The 26,364-nt window shown below is 67.1% G+C and carries 22 protein-coding genes; 20 read left to right on the plus strand and 2 right to left on the minus strand.

The features are described 5' to 3' along the window. Positions 1-153: 153 nt before the first annotated feature. Together IB261_RS16715 and IB261_RS16720 are read right to left on the minus strand one after the other, a co-directional pair. Positions 154-1,224: an AraC family transcriptional regulator gene (locus IB261_RS16715; RefSeq protein WP_037005978.1), complete on the minus strand. Its 1,071-nt coding sequence runs from the start codon at positions 1,222-1,224 to the stop codon at positions 154-156. A 10-nt stretch (positions 1,225-1,234) separates the two neighbouring features. After that, positions 1,235-2,155 carry a GGDEF domain-containing protein gene (locus IB261_RS16720; protein WP_192382618.1) on the minus strand — a complete coding sequence of 307 codons (921 nt, stop codon included), beginning with the start codon at positions 2,153-2,155 and terminating at the stop codon, positions 1,235-1,237. Positions 2,156-2,503: 348 nt separating this feature from the next. On the opposite strand from IB261_RS16720, the gene IB261_RS16725 reads away from it, so the two are divergent. From IB261_RS16725 to IB261_RS16820, 20 genes are all read left to right on the plus strand, one after another. Beyond that, positions 2,504-5,017 (plus strand): TonB-dependent receptor, encoded by a 2,514-nt coding sequence (locus tag IB261_RS16725; RefSeq protein ID WP_192382619.1) that lies wholly within the window; start codon positions 2,504-2,506, stop codon positions 5,015-5,017. 58 nt (positions 5,018-5,075) lie between these two features. Beyond that, positions 5,076-6,959 carry a phytase gene (locus tag IB261_RS16730; RefSeq protein ID WP_192382620.1) on the plus strand — a complete coding sequence of 628 codons (1,884 nt, stop codon included), beginning with the start codon at positions 5,076-5,078 and terminating at the stop codon, positions 6,957-6,959. A 43-nt stretch (positions 6,960-7,002) separates the two neighbouring features. Further along, positions 7,003-7,707, plus strand: coding sequence for a protein TolQ (gene tolQ / locus IB261_RS16735; protein WP_151187332.1), 705 nt, complete (start codon positions 7,003-7,005; stop codon positions 7,705-7,707). 13 nt (positions 7,708-7,720) lie between these two features. Then, complete coding sequence (gene tolR / locus IB261_RS16740) at positions 7,721-8,158, plus strand: protein TolR (RefSeq protein WP_017516969.1); 438 nt, start codon at positions 7,721-7,723, stop codon at positions 8,156-8,158. After that, positions 8,155-8,913 carry an energy transducer TonB gene (locus tag IB261_RS16745; RefSeq protein ID WP_318652468.1) on the plus strand — a complete coding sequence of 253 codons (759 nt, stop codon included), beginning with the start codon at positions 8,155-8,157 and terminating at the stop codon, positions 8,911-8,913. Before tolR ends, IB261_RS16745 begins: the two co-directional genes overlap by 4 nt. Further along, positions 8,910-10,883, plus strand: a complete 1,974-nt coding sequence (locus IB261_RS16750; RefSeq protein WP_192382621.1) for a PhoX family protein — start codon at positions 8,910-8,912, stop codon at positions 10,881-10,883. The genes IB261_RS16745 and IB261_RS16750 overlap by 4 nt, the downstream gene beginning before the upstream one ends. Positions 10,884-11,223: 340 nt before the next feature. Further along, on the plus strand, positions 11,224-11,889 hold the full coding sequence (locus tag IB261_RS16755; protein ID WP_081518192.1) for a GntR family transcriptional regulator: 666 nt from the start codon (positions 11,224-11,226) through the stop codon (positions 11,887-11,889). Positions 11,890-12,018: 129 nt separating this feature from the next. Then, the gene (locus IB261_RS16760; RefSeq protein WP_081518193.1) at positions 12,019-12,825 is read left to right on the plus strand and encodes an ABC transporter substrate-binding protein; all 807 of its coding nucleotides are present in this window, start codon (positions 12,019-12,021) and stop codon (positions 12,823-12,825) included. Positions 12,826-12,836: 11 nt separating this feature from the next. Continuing rightward, positions 12,837-13,604: an amino acid ABC transporter permease gene (locus tag IB261_RS16765; protein WP_192382622.1), complete on the plus strand. Its 768-nt coding sequence runs from the start codon at positions 12,837-12,839 to the stop codon at positions 13,602-13,604. A gap of 1 nt (position 13,605) precedes the next feature. Next, positions 13,606-14,385, plus strand: coding sequence for an amino acid ABC transporter ATP-binding protein (locus tag IB261_RS16770; protein ID WP_081518195.1), 780 nt, complete (start codon positions 13,606-13,608; stop codon positions 14,383-14,385). Positions 14,386-14,400: 15 nt separating this feature from the next. Beyond that, positions 14,401-15,495, plus strand: coding sequence for a polyamine ABC transporter substrate-binding protein (locus tag IB261_RS16775; RefSeq protein WP_192223659.1), 1,095 nt, complete (start codon positions 14,401-14,403; stop codon positions 15,493-15,495). Positions 15,496-15,513: 18 nt separating this feature from the next. Then, complete coding sequence (locus IB261_RS16780; RefSeq protein ID WP_192382623.1) at positions 15,514-17,130, plus strand: gamma-glutamyltransferase family protein; 1,617 nt, start codon at positions 15,514-15,516, stop codon at positions 17,128-17,130. A gap of 10 nt (positions 17,131-17,140) precedes the next feature. Further along, on the plus strand, positions 17,141-18,082 hold the full coding sequence (locus IB261_RS16785; protein WP_138216805.1) for an aldo/keto reductase: 942 nt from the start codon (positions 17,141-17,143) through the stop codon (positions 18,080-18,082). A 93-nt stretch (positions 18,083-18,175) separates the two neighbouring features. Next, on the plus strand, positions 18,176-18,682 hold the full coding sequence (locus tag IB261_RS16790; protein WP_192382624.1) for a sigma-70 family RNA polymerase sigma factor: 507 nt from the start codon (positions 18,176-18,178) through the stop codon (positions 18,680-18,682). Then, positions 18,679-19,617 (plus strand): FecR domain-containing protein, encoded by a 939-nt coding sequence (locus IB261_RS16795; protein WP_192382625.1) that lies wholly within the window; start codon positions 18,679-18,681, stop codon positions 19,615-19,617. The genes IB261_RS16790 and IB261_RS16795 overlap by 4 nt, the downstream gene beginning before the upstream one ends. 124 nt (positions 19,618-19,741) lie before the next feature. Continuing rightward, on the plus strand, positions 19,742-22,150 hold the full coding sequence (locus tag IB261_RS16800; protein WP_225606067.1) for a TonB-dependent receptor: 2,409 nt from the start codon (positions 19,742-19,744) through the stop codon (positions 22,148-22,150). Between the two features lie 18 nt (positions 22,151-22,168). Next, entirely contained in the window at positions 22,169-23,320 is a 1,152-nt protein-coding gene (locus IB261_RS16805; protein ID WP_138216808.1) for a PepSY-associated TM helix domain-containing protein, read from the plus strand. Further along, positions 23,317-23,508: a hypothetical protein gene (locus IB261_RS16810; protein WP_138216809.1), complete on the plus strand. Its 192-nt coding sequence runs from the start codon at positions 23,317-23,319 to the stop codon at positions 23,506-23,508. The genes IB261_RS16805 and IB261_RS16810 overlap by 4 nt, the downstream gene beginning before the upstream one ends. Position 23,509: 1 nt before the next feature. Continuing rightward, positions 23,510-24,706: an MFS transporter gene (locus tag IB261_RS16815; protein ID WP_138216810.1), complete on the plus strand. Its 1,197-nt coding sequence runs from the start codon at positions 23,510-23,512 to the stop codon at positions 24,704-24,706. Next, on the plus strand, positions 24,703-26,328 hold the full coding sequence (locus IB261_RS16820; RefSeq protein ID WP_138216811.1) for an alpha/beta hydrolase: 1,626 nt from the start codon (positions 24,703-24,705) through the stop codon (positions 26,326-26,328). Before IB261_RS16815 ends, IB261_RS16820 begins: the two co-directional genes overlap by 4 nt. Positions 26,329-26,364: the final 36 nt, after the last annotated feature.

The following is a 26,364-nucleotide window of genomic DNA, read 5'->3' on the forward strand; positions in this document are numbered from 1 at the left end:
CGGCTCTGGGGCCTGCTTGATGGAATGAGGGACGTCCTGCGCAGAGAGACACGCAAAGCCTTCGGCTTTGGCTTTTGTTGTGGGAGGGATGCATGGTCTGCTGAAACGTTTGCGCATTCTATAGAAAGCGAACTGCATCACCAACCGTTTCGCTCAACTATCCGTTGCACGGTGTTCCAGCCAGCTATCCCGCCCCGGCCGCAGATCCCGCACCGCGCTGGGCACCAGGCCCGTCCAGCGTTTGAATGAGCGGCGGAAGTTGGTGGTGTCGGTGAAGCGCAGGTACTCGGCGACCTCCTCGTTGCTGTAGCCACGCGACCAGTACAGGTAAAGCGCCACGTGCTTGCGCACCTCGTCGTGCACCGCCTGGAAGTGCGTCTGGTGTTTCTGCAGCTTGCGCTTGCAGGTGGCCGGGCTGATGCCCATGCGTTCGGCGAGCCGGTCGAGGCTCAGCGGGTCGCGGGCCTCGCGCTGCAACAGGCGGTAGACATGCTCCAGAACGCCCTCACCCAGACCCAGTTGCTCCTGCTCGCGCCGCGCATCGCGCTGCGCCGCCTGGCCGGCGGTGAGCGAGGCGCGCGGCCAGGGCTTCACCAGGTAGTCGCGGGGAATCAGCATGGCATCGACATGGCAGTCGAACTGCAGGTTGAGCCCCAGGTGCGCCTGGTACTGCTCGATGTAGTCGGGCCGCGAATGGGCGAACAGGTACTTCCACGGCAGGCGCTCGTCGGACAACCAGCGGCACAGCGCAGTCACGGCGGTCATGCCACTCTCCACCAGGAAGCGACGGGCGCCGCCGACACCACAGGCGTCGACCCAGTACAGGCAGGCGAAGCGCTCCTCCACCAGCAGGCGCGGGGCGAGCAACGGGCTGAAGCGCGCGCGGTGGCGGATCAGCAGGTCCAGCGCTTCCTGCAGGTTGGCGGCGTGCATCAGCGCGCCACTGGCGGCGCCCTGGTGCCCCGGCAGCAGGCGCTGGCCGAAGAGAAAGCCCAGCTCCTCGCCGCCGCTGCCCTGGCGGCAATTGTCCACCAGCCGCAGGTACTGCTCGGCGCTGATCAACCGCTGGCCGGCGATGATGTCTTCCTGGAACAGCCCGGTGCCACGCAGCAGGCGGTGACTGTCCAGTTCGCGGCTGAGCGCGAGGTCGAGCAGGCAGGCTGGCTGGTGTTGCGCCGGGATGAAGCGCAGGTCGCGCTCGTAGTAGTTCAACGGGGCCTCCATGCGACAGGCCTCAGGCGCTGCGGGCCAGGCGCGGCCGTGACTTGGCGCGCGCCATGGACAGGCTCAGCCGCTCCAGCAGGCTGTCCGACGATTCGTCGCGCGCCATGCAGGCCACCGCAGTGGCGCTGAGGACGAGGCTCTCGCCCTGGGGCACGCTCTTGTGCGCGTAGTAGCGCACGGCGTTCTCCAGCTCCCCGGCGATGCGCCAGGCCTGGGCCTCGCCGGTGCCGGGCAGGAGGGCAACGAAACGATCACCCGCCAGCCGGCACAACAGGTCGCAGTGGCGCAGGTTGAGCAACAGCAACTGACTCACCGCCTGCAGCACGCGGTCGCCCTCGGCGTGGCCATGGTTGCGGTTGAAGGGTGCGAAGTCGTCCAGGTCCACCAGCACCAGGGAGAACGCCTGCTGCTCCTCGCCGGAGCGACGCTGCTCCAGCTCGATCTGCCGGCGCAGGTAGGCAGCGCCGTTGAGCGGAGTCAGGCGGTCGTGGTGGAGGTGCTCGCGGAACAGCCGCTCGCGCTTGCTCAGCTGCTGGCCGAGGGCTTTCTGCTCCTTGCTCCAGTGGTACAGGCCGAGCGTGATCAGCAGCAGGCCGATGGGCATCGGCACCGATTCGAGCCAGTGGTCCCAGGAAATCTCCGCAGGCAGCTGGATGAATTCGTCGAGGGCATCCATCCACATGGAGAAGAACACCGCTCCCAGGCCCACCGCCAGCAACGTGGTGACCCGCCCGGCCGGCCGGTGCGCGAGCACCAGGCAGACCCAGCAGAAGGCCAGCAGCGCCGAACCGCCCTCGCCCACCACGTCGAGCCAGTCGATCCGCTCCCAGGTCTTGATGTGCCCGGCTGCGAGGTAGAGCACCAGGCCGATGTTGGCGAGCACGACCAGTGCGATCAGTTTCAGGCGGTGCAGCTTGAGCAGGTTGGACATGGGAGCGGTATCCGCAACGAGTGACGGACGCCAGCCAAACAGGTCCCCGTGATGCTTTGATGACAGTGCCGAGGGTGCAATCGGCTCACTCGAAACCGCCCCCATCCTGCGAAAAAGTCCTGTGCCGCCGCTCCCCGCACCAAGCCCTGCGCCCTGCCGCCGGGGCTGAGCCGAACGCACCGGGTCAATTGGGCTCAGAAACGCGCCCTGCAACGCTGAAACCCCTGTATTTCGCGGCCTGCAGCCGATCGCTGTCACGTAACCGTCATTCCCGCTGCCTAGCTTCCGCTCCCCAGTTGACCGGGCCCAATCGCCCCGGTCGGGGGAACAGGCACAAGGGGAAATGCCGTGATCGATCAGCAATTGCCGCGGACGCTGCGTCCGCTGTTCAAGGTCAGCGCCCTGGCGCTGGCGATTGCCGCCACGCCGTCAGGCTGGGCCGAGGAAACCACCGAGGCCGGCGAAAGCGTCACCGTGTACGGCCAGGCCGACAGCCTGGACAAGGCCCTGCGTCAGCAGCGCCGCTCCGACAGCGTGGAGAGCGTGGTGCATGCCGACAGCATCGGCCAGCTGCCCGACAGCAACGCCGCCGAAGCCCTGCAGCGCGTACCGGGGACGTCCGTCGAGCGCGACCAGGGCGAAGGCCGCTTCGTGCGGGTTCGCGGCCTGGGCCCCGACCTCAATGCCGTCACCATCAACGGCACCCTGGTGCCCTCGCCCGAGGCCGGTCGCCGCGCCGTGGCGCTGGACGTGCTGCCCAGCGAACTGATCCAGTCACTGTCGGTGGTCAAGACCCTGACCCCGGACATGGACGCCAACTCCCTGGGCGGCACCATCGAGGTGGAAAGCCTCTCCGCCTTCGACCATGACGGCCTGTTCTTCAGCGGCACCGCACAGACCAGCTACGACGAGAACACCAACCGCTTCAGCCCGAAATACTCCGGCGCCGCCAGCCAGCGCTTCAGCCTGGGCGACGGCACCGACAACTTCGGCGTGGCCGCCGCGCTCAGCTGGCAGAAGCGCAAGTTCGGTTCGGACAACGTCGAGACCGGCGGCGACTGGGACTTCGACGACGGCGCCCGGCTCAACAGCCTGGAGCAACGCGACTACGACATCCAGCGTGAACGCAGCGGCGGCGCGCTGAACTTCGACTACCGCCCGGACGACGACAGCAAGCTCTGGTTGCGCACGCTCTACAGCGAGTTCAAGGACGAGGAAACCCGGCAGTCCACCAAGATCGACTTCGAGGATGCCCTGGCCGAAGGCGAAAGCGGCGAAGCGGAAGTCGAGCGGCGCCTGAAGAGCCGCGAGGAGACCCAGACCATCCAGTCCTATGTCTTCGGCGGCGAACAGCGGCGCGGCGACTGGACCTTCAGCGGCCAGGTCGGCTGGAGCAAATCCGACGAGGACAGTCCCGGCCACATCGACCCGGCCGTCTACAGCGGCGGCGACATGGACAGTGGCTGGTATGACAGCGAGAAGCCCCGCCTGAACATCGACTCGGCCTTCTACGACCCGACCCGGTTCAGCCTGGACAAGGTCGAGTGGGGCAAGTCCTACACCTCCGACCGCGAGAAGAACCTGCGCCTGGACCTGGCCCGCGACTACGACCTGGCCGGCAACGCGTCGACCTTCAAGTTCGGCGGCAAGCTCAGCCGACGCACCAAGGACAACGACGAGGACGTCTGGAAGTACGAAGACCTCGCCGACGCGGGCCTGAGCGATGACCAGCTGAACCTCTCCAACGCGCTGGACGGCACCGTTCACTACCGCCTGCAGAAGTTTGGCCAGGGCATCTCCGCCGACGCCATCAAGCACCTCATCGGCGGGCTGGACGCGTCGCAGTACTACGACGAGGAGGCCTCCACCATCAATGACTTCCGCATGCACGAAGACATCGATGCCGGCTACTTCATGAATACCGTGGACGTCGGCGACTGGCGCTTCATCGCCGGCCTGCGCTACGAGGGCACGCACTTCGAGGCCAGCGGCACCGGCATCGACAACAGCGACTACCAGGCCATCGAGCGCAAGCGCGACTACCACCACTGGCTGCCGGGTCTGCACGCCCGCTACCAGCTGGACGACCAGACGCAGATCCGTGCGGCCTGGACCAACACCGTGGTGCGCCCGACCTTCGAGCAACTCGCGCCCGGCTATGCCATCGACGGCGACGAAGCCGAGTTCGGCAACCCCGACCTCGCCGCCCTGCGCTCGCACAACCTGGACCTGACCATCGAGCGTTACCTGGGCCGCGCCAGCGTGGTTTCGGCGTCGCTGTTCTACAAGGACATCAAGAACTTCGTCTACAACACCGACCTCGCCGGCAGCGGCGCCTGGGTGGACTTCGACGAGGCGGCCACTTTCGCCAACGGCGACAAGGCCAAGGTCTACGGCCTGGAACTGGCCTGGTCGCAGAAAATGGTCATGTTCCCTGCGCCCTGGGACGGCCTGCTGCTGGGCGCCAACGCCACCTTCAGTCGCTCGCGTGCCGAGATCGCCGATGCCGACGGCAACAAGCGCAACATCGACCTGCCCAGCCAGTCCGACGTCACCGGCAACCTGCTCATCGGCTACGAGAAGGACCGCCTGAGCCTGCGCCTGACCGCCAACTACAAGTCCGATTACCTCTACGAGGTCGGCAACGTCAGCGACAAGCGCTACGACAGTCGCGTCGACGACCAGACGCAGATCGACTTCAGCGCGCGCTACTCGCTGACCGACAACCTGCAGGTGTTCTTCAACGCCGAAAACCTCGGCGACGAGCCCTACTACATCTACAGCGGCCACCGTCGCTACAACTACCAGTACGAAGAGTACGGCCCGACCTACACCGTCGGCCTGACCCTCACCCACTTCTGAGGACCGCGCACGCCGGTCCGCCGGCGTCCGCGCAGCACCACAAGGACAGACGCCTTCCATGAAACGCCGCTACTCCCTGACTCCGCTGCTCGCCGGCCTGCTGCTGGCCGGCTACGCCTGCGCCGAATCCGTCGCCCTGCAACCCTGGCCGACCCGTGCCAAGGCCCAGGCCATCGCCCTGCTGCCCGGCGCCGGCAGCGTCGTCGCCAGCAAGCGCGACGGTCTCCTGCTGCTGGACGAGGCAGGCAGCGAACGCGGTCGCCTCGCCGGCCGCTACGACTTCCTCGACCAGCGCCCCTGGGGCGACGGCAGCCTGCTCGCCACCTTCGACCGGGAACGCCAGCAGCCGCTGTTGCAGCCGTTGGCCGGCGACGGCCACTGGGGTGCTGCGCTGCGCCTGCCGAGCCCGGACTTCGCGGTCAACGGCCAGTGCCTCTACCGTGACGCCAGCGCCAACCTCTACCTGTTCCTGGTCGGCGAGAACGGCCAGGGCGAGCAATGGCTGGTCGGCCACGGCCAGAAGCTCGAGCGCGAGGCGCGCAAGGTGCGTCGCCTGGCCCTGCCGCCGAGCGCCGAGCTGTGCCGTGCCGACGACAGCGACGGCACCCTGTACGTCGACGAACCCGGCATAGGCCTCTGGGCCTATGCTGCCAACCCGGAGGCTGACGGCAGCCGCCTGCCGGTGGACCTGAGCGCGCCCTATGGCAGGCTCGCCGGATCGGTCAGCGGACTGGCGGTGGTGTCCGACGGCGTGCTCGCGCTGGACAAGGGCCCTGCCCTGCAGCGCTACGTGCGTCAGGGCGACGGTTGGGAGAACCTCGGCGCGATCGCGCTGAACGGCCCGAAGAAAGCCGAACAACTCGCGGCCACCGAACAGGCCGGCACGCTGCGCATCGTCCTGCAGGACGACGCCAGCGGGCACTACTACCACGCCGAAGTCCCTGCCCTGCCCGCACGCGCCGAAGCGCCCCGCACGCTACCCGAGGTGATGCCGGCGGTGCAGACGCAGAGCGTGCAGCGCCATGGCGACGCCGCCGATGACCCGGCGATCTGGGTCAGCGCGAAGAACCCGAAACTCAGCCGCGTACTGGGCACCAACAAGCAGGAAGGCCTGCTGGTCTTTGACCTCCAGGGTCGCCAGTTGCAGAGCCTGGCTGCCGGGCTGGTGAACAACGTCGACGTGCGCCACGGCTTCCGGCTCGGCAATCGCCGCGTCGACCTGGCGGTGGCGAGCAACCGCAGCGACAACAGCCTGACCCTGTTCGCCATCGAGCCGGCCGACGGCAAGGTGCGCGAGATCGGCCGGGTGCCAACGCCGCTGGAGGAAGTCTACGGCCTGTGCCTGTACGCGCCCCGCGACGGCGACATCCAGGCCTTCGTCAATGACAAGGACGGACGCTTCCAGCAGTACCGGCTGAGCGCCCCCGGCGGCCAGGTGAAAGGCGAGCTGCTGCGCGAATTCCGCGTCGCCAGCCAGCCCGAAGGCTGCGTCGCCGATGACCGCAACCAGCGGCTGTTCCTCGGCGAAGAAGACGTGGCGGTCTGGACCCTCGGGGCCGAGCCGGACGCCAAGGCCGAGCCGGAACAGGTACTGGCCGTGGGCGACCTGCTTCGTGACGACGTCGAGGGCCTGGCCCTCTACCACGGTGCCAAGGCCAGCTACCTGCTGGTTTCCAGCCAGGGCAACGACAGCTACCTGGTGCTCGACGCCGCCGCGCCCTACCGCGTTCGTGGTGCCTTCCGCGTCGGCCTGAACGCCGCTGCCGGCATCGACGGCACCTCGGAAACCGACGGTATCGAAGTCACCTCGGCCAACCTGGGCGGCGCGTTCGGCCAGGGGATGCTGGTGGTGCAGGACGGCCGCAAGCGCCTGCCCGAAGGCACGCAGAACTTCAAGTACGTGCCGTGGGCGGACATCGCCCGCGCCCTCAACCTCGACTGACCACCAGGCTCCCCGTGTCGGGGAGCCTCACCGGGAGATCACCATGCAAGCCACTCTCGAACACACCAGCATCTGGGCACTGGTCGAAGCCGCCAGCCCGCTCGCCCAGGCCGTGCTGCTGATCCTCCTGGCCGCCTCGCTGGCGAGCTGGTACGTGATCGTCCAGCGCAGCCTGCTGCTGGGCGGCGCCCGCCGTCGCCTGCGCGCCTTCGAAGCGCGCTGGCGGGCCAGCGGCGACCTGCAGCGGCTGTTCCGGGAAACCACCGAACCCGGCGAGGACGCCGGCGTCGAGCGTATCTTCCATGCCGGCTACCAGGAGTTCCTGCACCTGCGTGACGAGCCGGGCATCGATCCCGCGCTGCTGATCGAAGGCAGCGAGCGCGCCATGCGCGTGGTCATCGCCCAGGAGGAGGAACGCCTGCAGCGCGGCCTGCCGTTCCTTGCCACGGTCGGCTCCACCAGCCCGTACATCGGCCTGTTCGGCACCGTCTGGGGGATCATGAACGCCTTCATCGGCCTCTCCGGCGTGCAGCAAGCCACCCTCTCCACCGTCGCGCCGGGCATCGCCGAAGCCCTGGTCGCCACCGCCGTCGGCCTGTTCGCAGCAATCCCGGCAGTCATGGCGTACAACCGCTTCGCTGCCAGTTCCGACCAGCTGCTGGGCCGCTACTGCGCCTTCGCCGAACAGCTGCAGGCCCAGCTCAACCGCCGCATCCACGCCGCCCCGGCGCTGGCCGCGGCGGCCTGACCGGAGGCCGGCCATGCGACGCATACGCAGCAAGCACGCGCCCAAGGCGGAAATGAACGTAGTGCCGTACATCGACGTCATGCTGGTGCTGCTGGTGATCTTCATGGTCACCGCCCCGATGATCCAGCAGGGCCTGAAGGTGGAACTGCCCAAGGTGGCCAGCGAGGCGTTACCCAGCGAGACCGAGCGCCCGGTGCTGACGCTCACGGTGCAGGCCGACGGCGGCTACCACTGGTACCTGGGCAGCCAGGTGGATACCGAACAGCGCACCGACGCCGCCGGCAACCTGGACGAGCTGACCGCCAAGCTCACCCGCCTGGGCGCCGACACCCAGGTGCTGATCCGCGCCGACCAGGCGGTGGACTACGGTCGGGTGATCGCCGCCATGGCCGCCCTGCAGCGCGGCGGCGTCAGCGATGTCGGACTGATCACCGAGGCGCCGCAATCGTGAACCCCAGGATCACCCGCCGCGCCCTGCCTGCCGCCATCAGCGTCGGGCTGCACGCGCTCGCGCTGGCCGGCCTGTACATCGGTTTCCACCCGTCGGCGCCGGCTACCCCGGCGCCGAAGGTGATGCGTACCGCGCTGGTCAGCCTGCCGAGCCCCGCGCCCATCGCGCCAGCGCCGCCCCCCGTGGTGCAACCGCCCGAGCCCGCTACACCGCCCCCGCCACAGGTCGAGGCGCCGCGTCCGACGCCGCAACCTGACGTCGCCCAACTGACCCGGCGCAAGGCCGAGCAGCGTGAACGCGAAGAGCGCCAGCGCGAGGAACGGCGCCAGGAGCAGCAGCGCATCGCCGAGCAGCAACGCCAGGAACAGGAGCAGCGCTCACGCCAGCAGGCCGAGCAACGGGCCCGCGCCGAACACGACCGCCAGCTCGCCGCACAGCAGGCAGCCGCCGCCGAGGCCGCCCGCGCCGCGCAGAACTACCAGCCACTGGTGAAGAAGGCTCCGACCTACCCGGACAGCGCCCTCGACCGCCATCTGGAAGGCGACTGCACGGTGGAATACACCGTCGCCCCCAACGGTTCGGTGCGCGACCCGCGCGTGGTCCCCGGCGCCTGCAGCCACAGCGTGTTCGAGCGCCCGTCGCTGCAGGCCGCCACCCGCTTCCGCTACCAGCCACGGGTAATCGACGGCCAGGCCGTCGCCGTGGCCAACGTGCGCAACACCTTCCATTACCGAATCCAGGAAACCTCCCGATGAGTGCCGAGCCGACCGATTTCCACGCCCATCTTTCCGCCTTCGACGATGAGTCGATCAACCCCTCCGGCAACCTGCCGATGAGCGAGATCATCGACGCCTCGCGCCGCCGCCTGTTGAAGAACAGCCTGGTGCTGGGCGCCGTCGGCTTCCTCGGCGGCGGCCTGTTCCCCGGCCGCTCGCTGTTTGCCGCCGACGCCCCGGTGCCCACCGCGCTGCTGGGCTTCAAGGGCGTGCCGGTGCAGCAGGACCCGAAGTTCGACCGGGTGATAGTCGCCGAAGGCTACAGCGCGCGGCCGTTCTTCTCCTGGGGCGACGCCGTGGTGAGCGGCTCGCCGGCCTGGAAAGGCGATGCCAGCGAGGACTGGAAAGCCCAGGAACTGCAGGCCGGCGACAACCATGACGGCATGCACTACTTCCCCTTCCCCGATGCGCCGGACAGCCACGGCCTGCTGGTGATCAACCACGAGTACATCAACCCGACGCTGCACCCCAAGGGCCAGACCTTCGAGGACCGCCCCGATGGTTCGCGCGGCCGCCCGGAGGGTGAGGTACGCAAGGAAATCGCCGCCCATGGCCTGAGCGTGATCGAGGTGAAGAAGGACCCCGGCGGCCAGTGGCAGCGCGTCGAGGGCTCGAGCTACAACCGCCGCATCACCGGCAGCTCGCCACTGGACCTGTCCGGCCCGCTGGCCGGCCACGACCTGCTGCGCACCGCCAGCGACCCCGAGGCCAAACAGGTGCTCGGCACCCTGAACAACTGCTCCATGGGCGTCACGCCCTGGGGCACCTACCTGGCCTGCGAAGAGAACTGGCACCAGTACTTCGTCAACCGCGACAAGGACGACTACGCCAAGCGCGTCTCGCACAAGCGCTACGGCCTGTCCAACGGCCAGTTCAGCAACTACTACGCCTGGGAAGCGGTGGATGCGCGCTTCGACGCCACGCCCAAGGCCGACCAGCCCCATGGCGGCCACGTCAACGAACCGAACCGCTTCGGCTGGGTGGTGGAGATCGACCCCTTCGACCCGACCTCCACGCCGAAGAAACGCACCGCCGTCGGCCGTTTCTGCCGCGAGTGTTCGACCCTCTCGCTGGGCGCCGACAACCGCATGGCGTTCTATTACGGCGACGACACCAAGGGGGAGTACATCTACAAATTCGTCCCGGCCGGCCAATACGACGCGAACAACCGCGCGGCGAACGTCGACCTGCTCGACGAAGGCACCCTCTACGTCGCCCGCTTCAATGCCGATGGCAGCGGCCAGTGGCTGCCGCTGGTGCACGGGCAGAATGGCCTGAGCGCCGAGAACGGCTTCGCCAGCCAGGCCGAGGTGCTGGTCAACGCCCGCGCCGCCGCCGACAAGCTGGGCGCCACGCCGATGGACCGCCCCGAGTGGGTCGCCGTGCAGCAGACCACCCGCGAGGTCTACGTCAGCCTCACCAACAACGATGCCCGCGGCAAGAAGCAGCCGGTGGACGCCGCCAACCCGCGCAAGGAAAACCTGCACGGGCAGATCCTGCGCTGGAACGAGGCCGGCGGCGACCCGACCGCCACCACCTTCCAGTGGGACATCTTCCTGCTGGCCGGCGAGCACAAGGGCGCCAGCGCGCCGGAAAACCTGATCGGCACCATCAACGGCGACATCTTCTCCTCGCCGGATGGCCTGTACTTCGACACCGCCGGGCGCCTGTGGATCGAAACCGACTACGACGATGACGTCCCGGCGATGCAAGCCATGGGCTGCAACCAGTTGCTCTGCGCCGACCCGCACAGCCGTGAAGTACGGCGCTTCCTGGTCGGTCCGCGCGGCTGCGAGCTGACCGGCATCACCCAGACCCCGGACGGCAAGACACTGTGGGTGAACATCCAGCACCCGACCCTGAGCTTCCCGGCCAGCGACGGCAAGAGCATCCCGCGTTCCACGACGCTGGTGATCACCAAGGATGATGGCGGCGTGATCGGTACCTGATCGGTCCCCTGCAGGAGCGGACCCTGCCCGCGAACCGGCCGGCAGGCCGGAGCCAACTGCGCGCCTGCCTGACCGACCTGGCGCGCAGCTGGTCGCACGCACGACCCGCTCCTGCACCGTCTAAACACGCACCACAACGTTACCGATGCGCACCGTGAACGCGCACGAATCACCCCATCCGTTACCGTTTCGCCCCCTTTCCCCGTCGCGCCTCCTACGCCGGTTTCCTGCGCGCACCGCTCTACCCCGCCCACTTCCAATCGTTTCGCCGTCTTTGGCATGGCAACTGCTTAATTGCATGCATGGATAATTGGATCCAAAAATCCACGAGGAACACCCCATGCGCCTGGTACCCGCTGCCCGCCCACCGATGAGCGCCGAAGACGAGGCCTACGACTACCTCCTCCAGGCTATCTGCACCGGCCGCTACAAGACCGGCGACCGCCTGGTGGCCGAAGATATCGCCAGCGAGATCGGCATGAGCCGGATGCCCGTGCGCGGCGCCTTCAAGCGCCTGGACGCCGAGGGCCTGGTGACCCTGCGGCCCAATCGCGGCGCCATCGTCAGTGGCCTGAACATCGAAGAGATGCGCGAAGTCTTCGAGATGCGCAGCGCCCTGGAAGGCCTGGCCATCCGCATCGCCGTGCCGCAACTGACCGACCGCGACCTGTCCCGTCTGGAGCGCATGCTCGACGAGATGGACGACTACCGCGACGACAGCGCCGAGTGGGTCAGCCGTCATCGCGCCTTCCACGAATACCTCTGCAGCCTCGCCGGGCGCCCGCGCCTGCTGCGCCAGATCACCGCGCTTTATTCGGTGATCGAGCCGCACATGCGCCTGTGGCTGCAGCACGTCGACAAGCCCATGAGCGCCCGCGAGGAACACACCGTGATCCTCGACGCCCTGCGCTCGGGCGATGCCCGCGAAGCCGAGCGGGTGATCTGCGACCACATCGAGGGGACGATTCCCTCGCTGGCGAAGTTTCTGGAGGCTCAAGCCACCTGAAAGCGCGTGCCACCCACGCGCAATCCACCCAAACGCAATCCACGAAGAAGCGAATCGAAGCAACGGGCGCCTAGACCCGTACTTCTGTGTCCCTGAACTGCCCCTGGCAACCCCACCCCGGAGCTCAACATGTTCGAACGCAGGATCCCGCAGTGCCTTCTCGCCCTTTGCCTGGCCGCCCCGCTGGCGCACGCCGATGTGAAGATTCCCGACCGCTTGCAGAACGCCAGCAAGGTGACCTTCTGCGGCGGCATGGACTCCCCGCCCATGGGTTTCTATGACTCGAACCAGAAGCTCACCGGGGTCACCATCGACCTCGGCGAAGCCATCGCCAAGCGCCTGGGCGACAAGAAGATCGACTGGCGCATCACGCCCTTCTCCGGGCTGATCCCGGCGCTGCTGGCCGGCCAGTGCGACATGCTGGTGGATCAGCTGTTCGACAAGCCCGAACGGCGCGAAGTGATCGACATGGTCAACTACATGTACTCCAGCCAGGCCGTGGTGGTCGCCAAGGGCAACCCCGAGGGTATCCGCACGCTGGACGACCTCTCCGGCAAGAAGGTCGCGGTGCTCAACGGTTCAACCATCCGCACCCTGCTCGACGCCCACAACGAGAAGCTGGCCAAGGCCGGCAAGCCGCCGATGAAGGTGGTGGTCTACAACACCGACACCGATGCCTTCCAGTCCCTGCGCATCCGCCAGACCGACGCCTACGGCACCACCGTGGAAACCGCCGGCTACTACCAGAGCATGGCGCCGGACCTGTTCGAGATCGGCGTGCCGGCCTTCGCGCGCATCCTCACCGGCCTGGGCATCCGCAAGGACGACAAGCAGCTCAGCGAGGCCGTCACGCAGATCATCAAGGACATGCAGGCCGACGGCAGCTACGCCGCGCTGCTGGCCAAGTGGCACATCGAAGGCGACAAACTGGACTGAGGTAACGAGACATGAACTTCAGTTGGGACGTGTTCTGGCAATACCTGCTGCGGCCGAGCGACATCTACCTCTACGGCCTCTGGCTGACCTGCGTGATCGCCGTCAGCGCGATGGTCCTGGGCTGCGTGCTCGGGCTGCTGGCGGCGCTGATGCGCCTGTCGTCCAACCCGCTGCTGCAATACCCGGTGCGCTTCTACGTGTGGCTGATGCGCGGCACGCCGCTGCTGGTGCAGATCGTCTTCCTCTACACCGCGCTGGCCGCCGGCGGGATCTTCCGCTTCGAGGACCTTGACCTGGGGCTGTTCATCCTGCCGGGCAACATCCAGGCGGCGATCATCGCCCTGGGGCTCAACGAAGGCGCGTACATGGCCGAGATCATCCGTGCCGGCATCGGCGCGGTGGACAAGGGCCAGTACGAGGCCGGCAAATCCCTGGGGATGACCTTCCCCAAGCTGATGCGCCGCATCGTGCTGCCGCAGGCCTTCCGCGTGATCGTTCCGCCGCTGGGCAACGAGTTCAACGTGATGCTGAAGAACACCACGCTGGTCAGCGTGATCGGCGTGCAGGAACTGCTGCTGAGCACCCAGATGGTCACTTCGGCGACCTTCCGCGTGTTCGAACTGTACCTCGTCGTGGCGATCTACTTCCTCGCCCTGACCACCCTGTGGGGCTTCTTCCAGCGCTGGCTGGAAATGCGCTTCGGCAAATCCGACGGCCACACTGCCGCACCGAACCGCATGTTCGGCCGGCAGGCGATGAAACTGCTGAGGGGGCGTTGAGATGATCCCGGACATGAAAGACGTGGTGATCCAGGCCCGCGACGTACACAAGGCCTTCGGCGAGCTGGAAATCCTCAAGGGCGTGTCCCTGGAGGTGCGCCGTGGCGAAGTGGTGGTGCTGATCGGCGCCTCGGGCTCGGGCAAGACCACCTTCATCCGCTGCATGAACCACCTGGAAGACATCCAGGGCGGCAGCATCCGCGTCAACGGCGAGCTGATGGGCTACCGCGAACGCCCGGACGGCAAGCTGGTGCGTGACTCGGAAAGCAACATCGCCCGCCGCCGCCGCGACATCGGCATGGTGTTCCAGCGCTTCAACCTGTTCCCGCACATGACCGTGCTGGAGAACATCATCGAAGCGCCGACCCAGGTGCTCGGCGTACCCCGGGGCGAGGCGCTGGATCAGGCCCGCCGGCTACTGGCACGGGTACGCCTGTCGGACAAGGCCGAGCACTACCCCGGCCAGCTCTCCGGCGGCCAGCAGCAGCGCGTGGCCATCGCCCGCGCCCTGGCGATGAAGCCCCAGGCCATGCTCTTCGACGAACCCACCAGCGCCCTCGACCCGGAAACCGTCGGCGAGGTCCTGCAGGTCATGAAGGAGCTGGCCGACGAAGGCATGACCATGGTCGTCGTCACCCACGAGATGGGCTTCGCCCGCGAAGTGGCAGACCGCGTGGTGGTGCTGCACCAGGGTGAACTCATCGAGGAAGGCCCGCCCGCGCAGGTCTTCGGCAATCCGCACCACCCGCGCACGCGGGAATTTCTAAGCCGCGTTCTCTAACGATAAGGACAAGTCATGCGTAAACGCGTTCTCTTCGCCAGCACTCTGACCCTCCTCGCCTGCGCCACCGCCGCCCAGGCCGACGACAAGCTGGTGCGCTTCTACAACTGGTCCGACTACATGGGCCCGGACACCCTGAAGAACTTCGAGAAGGACACCGGCGTCAAGGTCCAGTACGACGTCTTCGACACCAACGAGATGCTCGAAGCCAAGCTGCTCTCCGGCCACTCGGGCTACGACCTGGTGGTGCCGTCCAGCCAGTTCCTCACCAAGCAGATCAACGCCGGCGTCTACCAGAAGCTCGATCGCTCGCAGCTGCCCAACTGGAAGAACCTCGACCCGCGCCTGATGAAGCGCCTGGAAGCCGCCGACCCGGGCAACCAGTACGCCGTGCCCTATATGTGGGGCACCGTCGGCATCGGCTACAACTACGACAAGGTCAAGGCCGCACTGGGCGATAGCGCCCCGCTGGACTCCTGGGACCTGATCTTCAAGCCGGAGAACCTGGCCAAGCTGCACGGTTGCGGCGTCGCCTTCCTCGACGCGCCAGTGAAGATCATCCCGCAGGCGCTGCACTACCTCGGTCTGAACCCGAACAGCACCAACCCGGACGACTACACCAAGGCCTCCGCCCTGCTGCAGAAGCTCGCCCCGTCGATCACCTACTTCAACTCCTCCAAGTACACCACCGACCTCGCCAACGGCGACATCTGCGTGGCGGTCGGCTACTCGGGCGACGTGATGCAGGCGCAGACCCGCGCTCAGGAAGCCGGCAAGAAGATCGACGTGCGCTACGTGATCCCCAAGGAAGGCGCCAACCTGTGGTTCGACATGCTCGCCATCCCGCGCGACTCGAAGAACCCCAAGGGCGCCCACGAGCTGGTCAACTACCTGCTGCGCCCGGAAGTGATCGCCCCGGTCAGCGACTACGTCGGCTACGCCAACCCCAATACCGGAGCCACCGCGCTGCTCGACCCGAAAGTGCGTGACAACCCCGGCATCTACCCCAGCGACGCGGTGATCGAGAAGCTCTACGTCTCCGCCGACCTCCCGCCGAAAATCCAGCGCGTGATCACCCGCGAATGGACCCGAATCAAGACTGGCCAATGACCTTCGAAGAGCCCTGCCATGCTTAAGTTTTCCGCTCACGAGTATCCCTACGCCTCCCAGCGCCAGAGCGTCTTCGCCCGCAACGGTATGGTCGCCGCCTCGCAGCCCCTGGCTGCCGAGGCCGGCATCGCCATGCTGCGTGCCGGCGGCAACGCCATCGACGCCGCCATCGCCACCGCCGCCGCGCTGACCGTGGTCGAACCCACCGGCTGTGCCATCGGCGGTGACGCCTTCGCCCTGGTCTGGGTCAAGGACCAGCTGCACGGCCTGGACGCCAGCGGCCACGCACCCGCCTCCCTCTCCATCGACAAGGTCAAGGCCGCAGGCTTCGACAAGATGCCCGTACACGGCTGGCTGCCGGTCACCGTGCCGGGCATTCCCTCGGCCTGGGCGGAACTGTCCGCGCGCTTCGGTAAGCTGCCTTTCGCCGACCTGCTGCAGCCCGCCATCGCTCTGGCCCGCGATGGCTTCCCGGTGTCCCCGGTGGTCGCCCACCAGTGGGAAATCGCCCGCCGCGAATACCAGCAAAGCCGCGCCGCCGTACCGGCACTGGAGACTTGGTTCGACACCTTCACCGTCAATGGCGAAGCACCGCGCGCCGGCCAGCTGTTCCGCAACCCGGCCCAGGCGAAAACCCTCGCCGAGCTGGCCGAGACCAAGTGCGAAAGCTTCTACCGCGGCGCCATCGCCGAGCGCCTGGCCGCCCACTCCGCCGCCACCGGTGGCGCGCTGAGCGCCGCTGACCTGGCCGGCTACAAGCCCAAGTGGGTCGAGCCGATCAAGACCAACTACCGCGGCTATGACGTCTGGGAAATCCCGCCGGCCGGCCAGGGCCTGATCGCCCTGATGACCCTCAACATCCTCCAGGGCTACGACTTCGACCAGCGCGACAGCCAGCTCACCTGGCACCGCCAGCTCGAAGCGATGAAGAAGGCCTACGCCGACGGCCTGCACTACATCACCGACGCCGAGCACATGCGCGTCAGCACGGCTGCGCTGTTGTCCGACGACTACGCCGCGCGCCGCCGCGCCGAGATCGGCGAACAGGCTGCCGAGCCCAGACATGGCGACCCACACTCCAGCGGCACCGTGTACATCGCCACCGCCGACGGCGAAGGCAACATGGTCTCGTTCATCCAGAGCGCCTACCACGGCTTCGGCTCCGGCGTGGTGCTGCCTGACAGCGGCATCGGCCTGCAGAACCGTGGCTCGGAGTTCAGCCTCGACCCGGCGCACTCCAACGCCCTGGCGCCGGGCAAGAAGACCTTCCACACCATCATCCCCGGCTTCCTCAGCAAGGATGGCGTGGCCGTCGGCCCGTTCGGCGTCATGGGTGGCTACATGCAGCCCCAGGGCCACGTGCAGATGGTGATGAACCTGGTGGACTTCGGCCTCAACCCCCAGGCCGCGCTGGATGCCCCGCGCTGGCAATGGCTGGGCGGCATGAAGGTCGGCATCGAGCAGCACGCCAACCGTGACCTGGCCTTCGGCCTGGCGCGGCGCGGCCACGAGGTGGAGATCGCCTGCGACCTGACCGACTACGGACGCGGGCAGATCATCGTCCGCGATCCGCAGACCGGCGTGCTCTGCGGCGGCACCGAACCGCGTGCGGATTCGCATATCGCCGTGTGCTGAGGAGAAAGCCATGCACGCTCGTGACCTCAACCTTTCGCCACTGATACTGGGCGGCAACGTGTTCGGCTGGACGGTGGACGAAGCCATTTCTCGACGCCTGCTGGACGCGGCGTTCGACGCGGGGCTGAGCAGTATCGACACCGCGGATATGTACTCGGTCTGGGTGCCGGGTCACGAGGGCGGCGAGTCGGAGGCCATCATCGGCCGCTGGCTCGCCAGCCAGCCGGGGCGCCGCACCGAGGTGACGCTGTGCACCAAGGTCGGCGCCGAACTCTCGGTACAGCGGCGCGGGCTGTCGCGCCGCTGGATCCTGCAGGGCGTCGAAGACTCCCTGCGGCGCCTGAACACCGACTACATCGATCTGTACTTCAGCCATTACCCCGATGACTGCACGCCCCACGAGGAAACGCTGCGCACCTACGAAGACTTGATCGCCTCTGGAAAGGTACGCGCCATCGGTGCGTCCAATTTCAGCCGGCAACAACTCGAGGCGGCCAAGGCAACTTCGCGCAACACCGGCCTCCCCGCGTACTCCGCGCTGCAAGTCCAGTACAACCTCTACGACCGCGCGGGCCACGAAACGGAAACCGCAGCCATCGCTGCCGAGCACGGCAACGTCGTGGTGACCTACTTCAGCCTCGCCTCGGGTTTCCTCACCGGCAAGTACCGTGGCACCAGCGACCTCACTGGCAGTGCTCGTGGCGAAGACCTGAAGGGTTACTTCGATGCCCGCGGGTTGAAGATTCTCGCAGCGCTGGACCAGGTCGCCGAAGAAACCCACTCGTCGCCGGCCGAAATCGCCGTCGCCTGGCTCCGCCAGCAGCCCGGCATCACCGCTCCCATCGCCAGCGCCACCAGTGAACGCCAGCTCACCAGTCTGGTGCGGGCTACCCTGCTGAGCCTTTCCGCCACCCAACTCGCCACCCTCGACCTCGCCAGCCGGGCGGGCTGACGAGCTACTGCGAGCCCTCCTTCAGGAGGGCTTGTGAGCAGAGCGCAGCAACCCTTATCATGAGAAGCATTCTCAAATGATAAAAGTTCTGCCATGCCCTCGGTCGACGCTCCCCTCCACGCCGCCGTCAGTGAGCTCTATCAGCACCATCACGGCTGGCTGCAAGGCTGGCTGCGTCGTCGCCTGGGCTGCCATGAACAGGCCGCCGACCTGGCCCAGGACACCTTCACGCGCCTGCTCGGCTCACGCCGGGTACTGGATGCCCGCGAGCCGCGCGCGTACCTCACCACGGTGGCCAAGGGGCTGATGATCAATTGGTTCCAGCGCCAGTCGCTGGAACGCGCCTACCTCGAAGCGCTCGCCAATCTGCCCGAAGAGCTGGCGCCCTCGCCGGAGCAGCGTTACCTCGTGCTGGAAACCCTGCACGAGGTGGATGCCCTCCTCGCCCGCCTGCCCGAGCCTGTGCGCCAGGCCTTCCTGCTGGCGCAGATCGAGGGGCTGAAGTACGAGGCCATCGCCCAGCGCCTTGGCGTATCCCTGGGGTCGGTGAAGCGCTATATGCAGCAAGCCTTTCGCCATTGCCTGGAGCTGATGGAATGAGCACCGCCGAGCCTATCGCCGCGCGTATCCTCGACGAGGCGGCGGACTGGCTGGTTCGCCTGCAGCAGGATGCCAGCGAGGAAAACCGCCGCGCCTGCGTCGACTGGCAACGCCAGAGCCCGCAACACGCGCGAGCCTGGGATCGTGCCGAACGTCTGCTGGGCCACCTTGGCAGCCTGCCTCCGGCGCTGGCGATGCCGACACTGGGCCGCGAACGCACGCTGGATCGCCGACGCGCCCTCAAGCAACTGGCCGTGCTGTTGGCCGTCGCTCCGGTCGGCCTGGCCGCCTGGCGGACGCAGCCCTGGCAGGACTGGAGCGCCGACCAGCACACCGGGATCGGCGAGCTGCGCAAGTTGCCGCTACCCGATGGCAGCCTGCTGACGCTCAACACCGACAGCGCGGTGGACATCGCCTTCACCCCGGCACAGCGCCTGGTGCGCCTGCTGCGCGGGGAGATATTCCTCGATGCGCGTGCGGACAGCCGGCCATTTCTGGTCACAACCCGCGAAGGCCGGGTGCATACCCGCGAGGCGCGCTTCAACGTGCGTCAGGGCGACACCTCAACCAGCGTCTCCGTCGTTCACGGTCGCGTCGAAGTTGCGCCGCTGCAGGGCCTCAGCCAATGGCTGGGCGCCGGGGAGTCAGTACTGCTGTCGGCAGGAAGTATCAACGCCGCCCTACCATCCCCCAGCCCGGATGCCTGGACCCACGGCATGCTGATGGCCGACCGCATGCCCCTGCAGACATTGCTGGGCGAGCTGAGTCGCTACCGCCATGGTCTGCTGCGTTGCGCCCCCGCCGTGGCAAATCTGGCGGTATCCGGGGCTTTCCCGCTGCTGGACAGCAACCTCGCGCTGTCGATGCTGCAGTCCACCTATCCCCTGCGAATCCGCCGGGTGACGGACTTCTGGATCACTGTCACAGCAGCCTGAAGACAAGCGCCGGGCGTTGATGCAAAATATTTTCAAAAAGAAGTGAGACTTTTTCTCACTTCAGCTGGCAACAGGGGAACATCTCCCGACACGAAGCCCGCAGAGGCCCGAAGGTACCCCGTCCATGTCCAGCAATCGACACGCGCAACCCTCTTCGCTTTCCCTGGCGGTACGCACCGCCCTCTTCTCCCTGGCGGTTGCCGTGGCGACGCCAGTGACGGCCGCGCCGGCTGCCAGCGAAGTGCGCAGCTACAGCATCGCCCCCGGTCCCTTGGGTCGCGCCCTGGCATCGTTTGCCGCCGAGACCGGCGTGCACCTGTCCTTCGACCCGACGCTGACCGACGGTTTGCAGAGCCCTGGCCTGAGCGGCGACTACTCGACCCGAAGCGCCCTGGAGCGGTTGCTGCAAGGCAGCGGCCTGGAGCTGGAGCAGCGCGGCGACGGCACTTTCACTCTGATCCGTTCGCCCAGCCCCGATGCCCTGCAAATGCAGCCTTCGCTGATCACCGGCCAGGCCGCCGGCCCTGAAGACCTGCCCGCCGAGTACACCGGCGGCCAGGTGGCGCGCGGGGGACGCCTCGGTCTGCTGGGCAACACTGATCTGATGGATGCGCCCTTCAGCATCACCAGCTACACCGAGAAGACTATCCAGGACCAGCAAGCGCGCAGCGTCGCCGATGTACTGAGCAACGAGCCATCGGCGCAGATCGGTAGTGCGCGCACCAACCTCAACGAGGACTTCTCCCTGCGCGGCTTCCCGGTGGTCAGCGCGGACGTCGCACTCAACGGTATGTACGGCCTGGCGCCATTCTTCCGCGTCCCGGTGGAAATGGCCGAACGCGTAGAGGTGGTCAAGGGCCCGAGCACCATGCTCAACGGCATGCCTCCCAGCGGCAACGTCGGTGGCGCGGTGAATCTGGTGACCAAGCGCGCCGGCGACGAACCGCTGACTCGCGTGACCATGGACTACCTGTCGGATTCGGTGTTCGGAACCCATATCGACGTCGGCCGTCGCTTCGGTGAGAGCAAGGAATTCGGCGTGCGCTTCAACGGCGTGTACCGCAATGGCGACACCACCATCGACAAACAGGAACTGGAAGACGGCCTGGGCTCCCTTGGCCTGGACTACGCTGGCGAGCGCCTGCGCCTGTCCGCCGACTACATCTGGCAGCGCGAGGACATCACCAACGTGGTCCGCCAGTTCTCCGTCGGCCCCGGTGTGACGAAGATTCCCCACGCCCCGGACAACGATCTGAACTACCCCGGCTACGGCGATTCCGAAATGATCGACCGGACCCTGGTGGTGCGCGGCGAATACGACCTCACTGACTGGCTGACCGGCTACGCCGGCTATGGCGACCGGCGCAGCGAGATGGATGCGCTGGCCGGCAACCCGGTGCTCATGGGCAATGACGGTGACTTCGTTTCCAGCCCGGCCTGGCAGGTCTACGACGTTGGCTCGCACTCTGCCGAGGCGGGCCTGCGCAGCACCTTCAACACCGGACCGGTGGAGCACCGGCTGAACTTCGGCGCGACCCGCGTGGTGCAGAACTCGGACATCTTCTTCCTCTACACCGCCTTCCCGTCGCGTGCGTCGAATATCTACAACCCGGTCTACGAAGGCACGCCGAGCACGGACGGCTACCCGAAGAATGTGCAGAAGTACACGGCCCAGACCCTCACCAGCTACGCGCTGGCCGACACCTTGTCGATCCTCGACGGCCGCGTCGAACTGACCCTCGGAGCGCGCAAGCAGCGCGTGGAATCGCAGAACTTCGAGATGAACGTCGGCACCCCGGTGGGCGACGGCTACGACGAGGAAGAGACCACGCCCATGGGCGGCATCGTGGTCAAGCCGTGGGAAAACATTTCGCTCTATGCCAACTACATCGAGGGCCTGAGCCCGGGCGAAACCGCCCCCATCGGCAGCATCAACGCCGGCGAAATGCTCTCGCCCTATGTCTCCAAACAGAAGGAAGTCGGCATCAAGGGCGAGTGGGACGGCTTCGGCGCGACCCTGGCCGCGTTCGAGATCAAGCGCCCGAACAGCGTCAACGACAACGGTCGCTTCACCCGAGGTGGAGAACAGCGCAACCGTGGCCTTGAACTGAGCCTGTTCGGCGAGGTAACCGAAGGCGTGCGCCTGCTCGGCGGCGCGTCCTATACCCAGGCCAAGCTGACCAAGACCCAGGACGGCCAGTACGACGGCAACGATGGCATCGGCGTGCCGCGCAAGCAGCTGAACCTCGGCGGCGAGTACGACATCACCCAGGTGCCCGGCCTGACCGTCACCGCCCGCACGATCTACACCGACGAGCAGTACGTGGACCAGGCCAACAGCCTGAGCATCCCCGACTGGTGGCGCCTGGACCTGGGCGCGCGTTACCGCTTCGACACTCTCGGCAAGCCGGTGGTGTTGCGCGCCAACCTGGATAACGTGTTCGACAAGGACTACTGGGGCACTTCCACCGCCGGGTACCTGTACCTGGGCGAGGGACGCACCCTGCAGTTGTCCGCGAGCGTGGACTTCTAACGAAGAAAGAGCCTGACGATGACCGCCAAAGCCCTCCGCACCTGGTACCTGGTGCACAAGTGGACCAGCCTGATCTCCACGGTATTCCTGCTGATGCTCTGCCTCACGGGCCTGCCGCTGATCTTCCACGAAGAGATCGAGCACTACTTCGAGCCGCACCCGGAGCTCAAGCCGCTCACCGAGCAGTCGCCGAAGATCGACTACGACGACGTGGTGGCTCGCGCCCTGGCCAAGCGGCCCGGCGAAGTGGTGCGCTTCGTGTTCTGGGAGCAGGACGATCCGCTGGGCGCGGTCCTCACCGCTCCGACCCTGGTGCCGCCGCCGGAGAATGGCCACATCCAGCCGTTCGACGCGCGCACCGGGGAGTTCTTCGATCCGCTGCCACCACCGGGCGGCTTCATGTACATCATGCTCAAGCTGCACACCGACCTGTTCATGGGCCTGCCCGGCTACCTGTTCCTGGGTTTCATGGGGCTGCTGCTGGTGGCCTCGCTGGTGTCCGGCGTGGTGGTCTACACGCCCTTCATGCGCAAGCTGGACTTCGCCACCGTGCGCTCGCAGCGCAGCTCTCGACTGAAGTGGCTGGACCTGCACAACGTGCTGGGTATCGTCACTCTCGCCTGGGTGCTGGTGGTGGGCGTCACTGGAGTGATCAACACCCTGGCGCTGCCGATCCTCATGCTCTGGCAAGGCGGCCAGTTGGCCGAGATGACCGCGCCCTACAAGGACTTGCCGCCGCTGGAACAGCTCGGCTCGCTGCACAAGGCCATCGAGACCGCCCGCCAGGCGGCGCCGGACATGAAGCCCAGCTTCGTCGGCTTCCCCGGCACGCAGTTCAGCAGCCAGCACCATTACGCGGTATTCATGCGTGGCAACACGCCGCTGACCGAACGCCTGCTCAAGCCCGCGCTGGTGGATGCCGAAACCGGCGAATTGACCGACATGCGCGAAATGCCGCTGTACGTGAAGACCCTGCTGCTGTCCCAGCCACTGCACTTCGGCGATTACGGCCGCATGCCGCTGAAGATCGTCTGGGCACTGCTGGATATCGTCAGCATCGTCATCCTCGCCAGCGGCCTGTACCTGTGGCTCGGCCGGCGTCGCACGCCCATCGAGAAGCGCCTGGCGGAACTGGATTCCGGTGGCCTGGCGACGGAGGTAAAGGCATGAGACGCGGACTCTGGATGATCTTCCGCTGGCCCGTCGCGCTGGCCGTGCTGAGCACCTTCGGGCTGCTCTCGGCGCTGCTGGGCGATGGGGTTTTCGACCTGCTGTCGTGGATTTCCCTTGGTGTTCCGCTGCTGCTGATCGTCTTTGTATGGATGAGAATGCCCCGTCGTCCCAAGGAGCCACGCTGAAATGACCGCCATGCCGCCCCAGGCGCCCACCCTCAACCTGCGCCCGCTGATGTTCGAGACCTTCGTCTGCACGGTGGCGGTGATGTCCTTCGTCGCGCTGATCGGCCCGGTGGCGCGCACCCTGGGCCTGGCGCCCTGGCAGGCGGGTATGACGGTCACCGTCGGCGGCATTGCGTGGATGCTCATGGCGCGCGTATGGGGTATCGCCAGCGACCGCCTCGGCCGCCGCCGCGTGCTGCTCAGCGGCCTGGCCGGCTTTGCGGTGACCTACGCGCTGCTCTGCGCTTTCATGGCGCTGGCACTGAATACCTCGATGTCACCGCTGCCCGCCTTCATCGGCATCGTCGCACTGCGGGGGTTGGCGGGCGGTTTCTATGCGGCCGTGCCGGCCTGCTCGGCGGCGCTGGTCGCGGACCATGTGAGCGCGGACAAGCGCGCTTCGGCCATGGCCGGGCTGGGTGCCGCGAGTGCCGTAGGCATGGTGGTCGGCCCGAGCTTCGCCGGTCTGCTGGCCATGCTCGGTCTGGCTCTGCCGCTGCTGCTCACCTGCCTGCTGCCGCTGCTGGCGTTCGCCGTTCTGTGGCGCTGGCTGCCCGATAGCCAGCGCGTCAGCGAACGCAAGGGCCCGGCGCTGGCGATCAGCGACAAGCGCCTGCGCCGCTCGCTGACCCTCGGCTTCATCGCCATGGTCTGCGTGACCGTGGCGCAGATGACCGTCGGCTTCTTCGCCCTCGACCGCCTGCAACTGCAGCCTGCGGACGCCGCCCGCGTCGCCGGTATCGCGCTCACGTCGGTGGGCGTGGCACTGATCTGCGCGCAAATGCTGGTACGCAAGCTGAACTGGGCGCCGCTGCGCCTGATCGGCGTTGGCGGCACTGTCTCCGCGCTGGGCTTCGCCACGGTGTGCTTCGCCACGGCCCCATGGATGCTCTATGCCTCCTGCTTCGTCGCTGCCGCCGGCATGGGCTGGGTCTTCCCTGCCGTCTCGGCGCTCAACGCCAATGCCGTGGAAGCAGACGAGCAAGGCGCCGCTGCAGGCAGCCTGGTGGCCGTGCATGGGCTGGGCATGATCAGCGGCCCGTTGCTGGGCACCCTGCTGCACCAGCTGGATAGCCGCGCGCCGTATGTACTGGTCGCGGCGCTGCTGCTGTTTGGCGTCGCCTGGACCGTGCTGCCGCGCAAGGGCGCCACTGCATGACTCTCGCTGACGTCGCACTGCTGGCCCTTCTCGCTGTTGCGTTGCTGGGCTGGTGGCTGCGACGGCGGGCCCTGGCAATGGTCGCAGCCCTGCTCGCTCTGGTCGCGGCGCTGTACGACGTATGGGACGACCGCTGGCAGGCGGGAGTCGGCGCAGTGGTCGCCCTGCTGCTGGTGCTGGCCCTGCTACTGCGGCGCAAGCGCCCGGCGCGGCTCCCGCTCTGGTCGGGACTGCTCTTCAGCCTGCTGACGGGCCTGGCGGTCACCACGCTGTACTGCTTCCCGGTTTCGCCACTGCCCAAGCCGGGCGGGCCCTATCAGGTCGGCGTACGCGACTTCGAGCTGGTCGACGCCAGCCGTACCGGCGTGCTCGGCACGCCTGCCGGCAAGGCCCGGCGCCTGCTGGTGCGGGTCTGGTATCCGGCCCGGCCAGTGGCGGGCAGCAAACCACGCAACTACTTCAGCGCCGCTGAATCACGCAGCACCGCGCGCGGCTTCGGCGAGCTGTTCCATTTCCCGCCCCTGCTCACGTACTTGCGTCATCTGCGGACCAACTCTTTTGAGAACGCGCCGCTGCGCGCCGACCTGGGTAGCCTGCCGGTGGTGTTCTACAGCCATGGCTATGGCTCGTTCGCCGGCATGAACGGGCGGATCATGGAGGAGCTGGCGAGCAACGGTTACGCGGTCTATTCCGTGCAGCACACCGGTGACGCGTCTCCCACACAGTTCCCCAACGGCGAGGTAACACCGACTGACCCGGCACTCTACGAACACCTGCGCTACGCCTTCGAACACGGCTTCTCGCCGCTGCTGCTGCAAGGCTACGGCGAGGACGACCTGGCCCGCCGCCTCGACGGCCAACTGCGTTTCGCGACCGAAACCACGCCGCCAGCCGACCGCGCCATCCACCTCAGCGCACCGGTCTGGCTGGCCGACCGGCTGTTCGTCCACGACCGCCTGCAGGCCGGCGAAGTGCCGCCGAATGTGGCCGCCCTGGTGGCCGCCAGCGACTTCGCGCATACCGGCGAGATGGGCATGTCCTTCGGCGGCTCCACCAGCGGCGCCGTCTGCCTGGTGGACAAGCGCTGCGCGGCGGCGGTGAATCTGGACGGTGGCGACTTCGACTTCCTGCCCTTCGACAAGGACCTGCCAGTGCCGCTGCTGATGCTGCATTCGGACCTGTCGCTGTTCTACCGCATGCTCGGCCTCACGCCGCCGTCCCGGCCGCGCAGCTTCAACGACTTCTCCTACGAGAGCCTGCAACACGCCGGGCAGAACCCGCGCATCCATCGCCTGGTACTGCGCGACGCCCTGCATGCGGGCCTCACCGACAATGCGCTGTACATGCGCCGCCCACTGCGCGACAAGCTCATTGGCAGCGCACCCACCGACGTTCTGATCGAGGCACCGGCGGCGCTGGTTCTGGGCTTCTTCGACCACTACCTGCGCGGGCGCGACAACGGCTTCCCGCAGGCGCAGATCGCGCCCTGGGCCGACTGGCTGACGCCCTACAGCAACAGCGCGGTGAGCCAGTGGTGGAACGCTCTGCCGGAGCTCGAACGTACCCAGTGGGAAGAACGCATCCGCGCGATGCACGCCCAGCGTCAGGCGCGGGGCCGCTGAAAGTCTGACGGGCGCAACCGATCGGCTGCCTTAGCC

This window comes from Pseudomonas sp. PDM20 (genome assembly GCF_014852575.3).
GTDB lineage: Bacteria > Pseudomonadota > Gammaproteobacteria > Pseudomonadales > Pseudomonadaceae > Pseudomonas.

What these genes read in the sequence shown, in the direction of transcription:
- IB261_RS16815 (WP_138216810.1), top strand. Translation starts at nt 23,510, where the DNA reads ATGACCGCCATGCCGCCCCAGGCGCCCACCCTCAACCTGCGCCCGCTG.
- IB261_RS16760 (WP_081518193.1), top strand. Translation starts at nt 12,019, where the DNA reads ATGTTCGAACGCAGGATCCCGCAGTGCCTTCTCGCCCTTTGCCTGGCC.
- IB261_RS16775 (WP_192223659.1), top strand. Translation starts at nt 14,401, where the DNA reads ATGCGTAAACGCGTTCTCTTCGCCAGCACTCTGACCCTCCTCGCCTGC.
- IB261_RS16720 (WP_192382618.1), bottom strand. Translation starts at nt 2,155, where the DNA reads ATGTCCAACCTGCTCAAGCTGCACCGCCTGAAACTGATCGCACTGGTC.
- IB261_RS16750 (WP_192382621.1), top strand. Translation starts at nt 8,910, where the DNA reads ATGAGTGCCGAGCCGACCGATTTCCACGCCCATCTTTCCGCCTTCGAC.
- IB261_RS16765 (WP_192382622.1), top strand. Translation starts at nt 12,837, where the DNA reads ATGAACTTCAGTTGGGACGTGTTCTGGCAATACCTGCTGCGGCCGAGC.
- IB261_RS16770 (WP_081518195.1), top strand. Translation starts at nt 13,606, where the DNA reads ATGATCCCGGACATGAAAGACGTGGTGATCCAGGCCCGCGACGTACAC.
- IB261_RS16820 (WP_138216811.1), top strand. Translation starts at nt 24,703, where the DNA reads ATGACTCTCGCTGACGTCGCACTGCTGGCCCTTCTCGCTGTTGCGTTG.
- IB261_RS16795 (WP_192382625.1), top strand. Translation starts at nt 18,679, where the DNA reads ATGAGCACCGCCGAGCCTATCGCCGCGCGTATCCTCGACGAGGCGGCG.
- IB261_RS16790 (WP_192382624.1), top strand. Translation starts at nt 18,176, where the DNA reads ATGCCCTCGGTCGACGCTCCCCTCCACGCCGCCGTCAGTGAGCTCTAT.
- IB261_RS16800 (WP_225606067.1), top strand. Translation starts at nt 19,742, where the DNA reads ATGTCCAGCAATCGACACGCGCAACCCTCTTCGCTTTCCCTGGCGGTA.
- IB261_RS16780 (WP_192382623.1), top strand. Translation starts at nt 15,514, where the DNA reads ATGCTTAAGTTTTCCGCTCACGAGTATCCCTACGCCTCCCAGCGCCAG.
- IB261_RS16785 (WP_138216805.1), top strand. Translation starts at nt 17,141, where the DNA reads ATGCACGCTCGTGACCTCAACCTTTCGCCACTGATACTGGGCGGCAAC.
- IB261_RS16755 (WP_081518192.1), top strand. Translation starts at nt 11,224, where the DNA reads ATGCGCCTGGTACCCGCTGCCCGCCCACCGATGAGCGCCGAAGACGAG.
- IB261_RS16730 (WP_192382620.1), top strand. Translation starts at nt 5,076, where the DNA reads ATGAAACGCCGCTACTCCCTGACTCCGCTGCTCGCCGGCCTGCTGCTG.
- tolQ (WP_151187332.1), top strand. Translation starts at nt 7,003, where the DNA reads ATGCAAGCCACTCTCGAACACACCAGCATCTGGGCACTGGTCGAAGCC.
- IB261_RS16805 (WP_138216808.1), top strand. Translation starts at nt 22,169, where the DNA reads ATGACCGCCAAAGCCCTCCGCACCTGGTACCTGGTGCACAAGTGGACC.
- IB261_RS16810 (WP_138216809.1), top strand. Translation starts at nt 23,317, where the DNA reads ATGAGACGCGGACTCTGGATGATCTTCCGCTGGCCCGTCGCGCTGGCC.
- tolR (WP_017516969.1), top strand. Translation starts at nt 7,721, where the DNA reads ATGCGACGCATACGCAGCAAGCACGCGCCCAAGGCGGAAATGAACGTA.
- IB261_RS16715 (WP_037005978.1), bottom strand. Translation starts at nt 1,224, where the DNA reads ATGGAGGCCCCGTTGAACTACTACGAGCGCGACCTGCGCTTCATCCCG.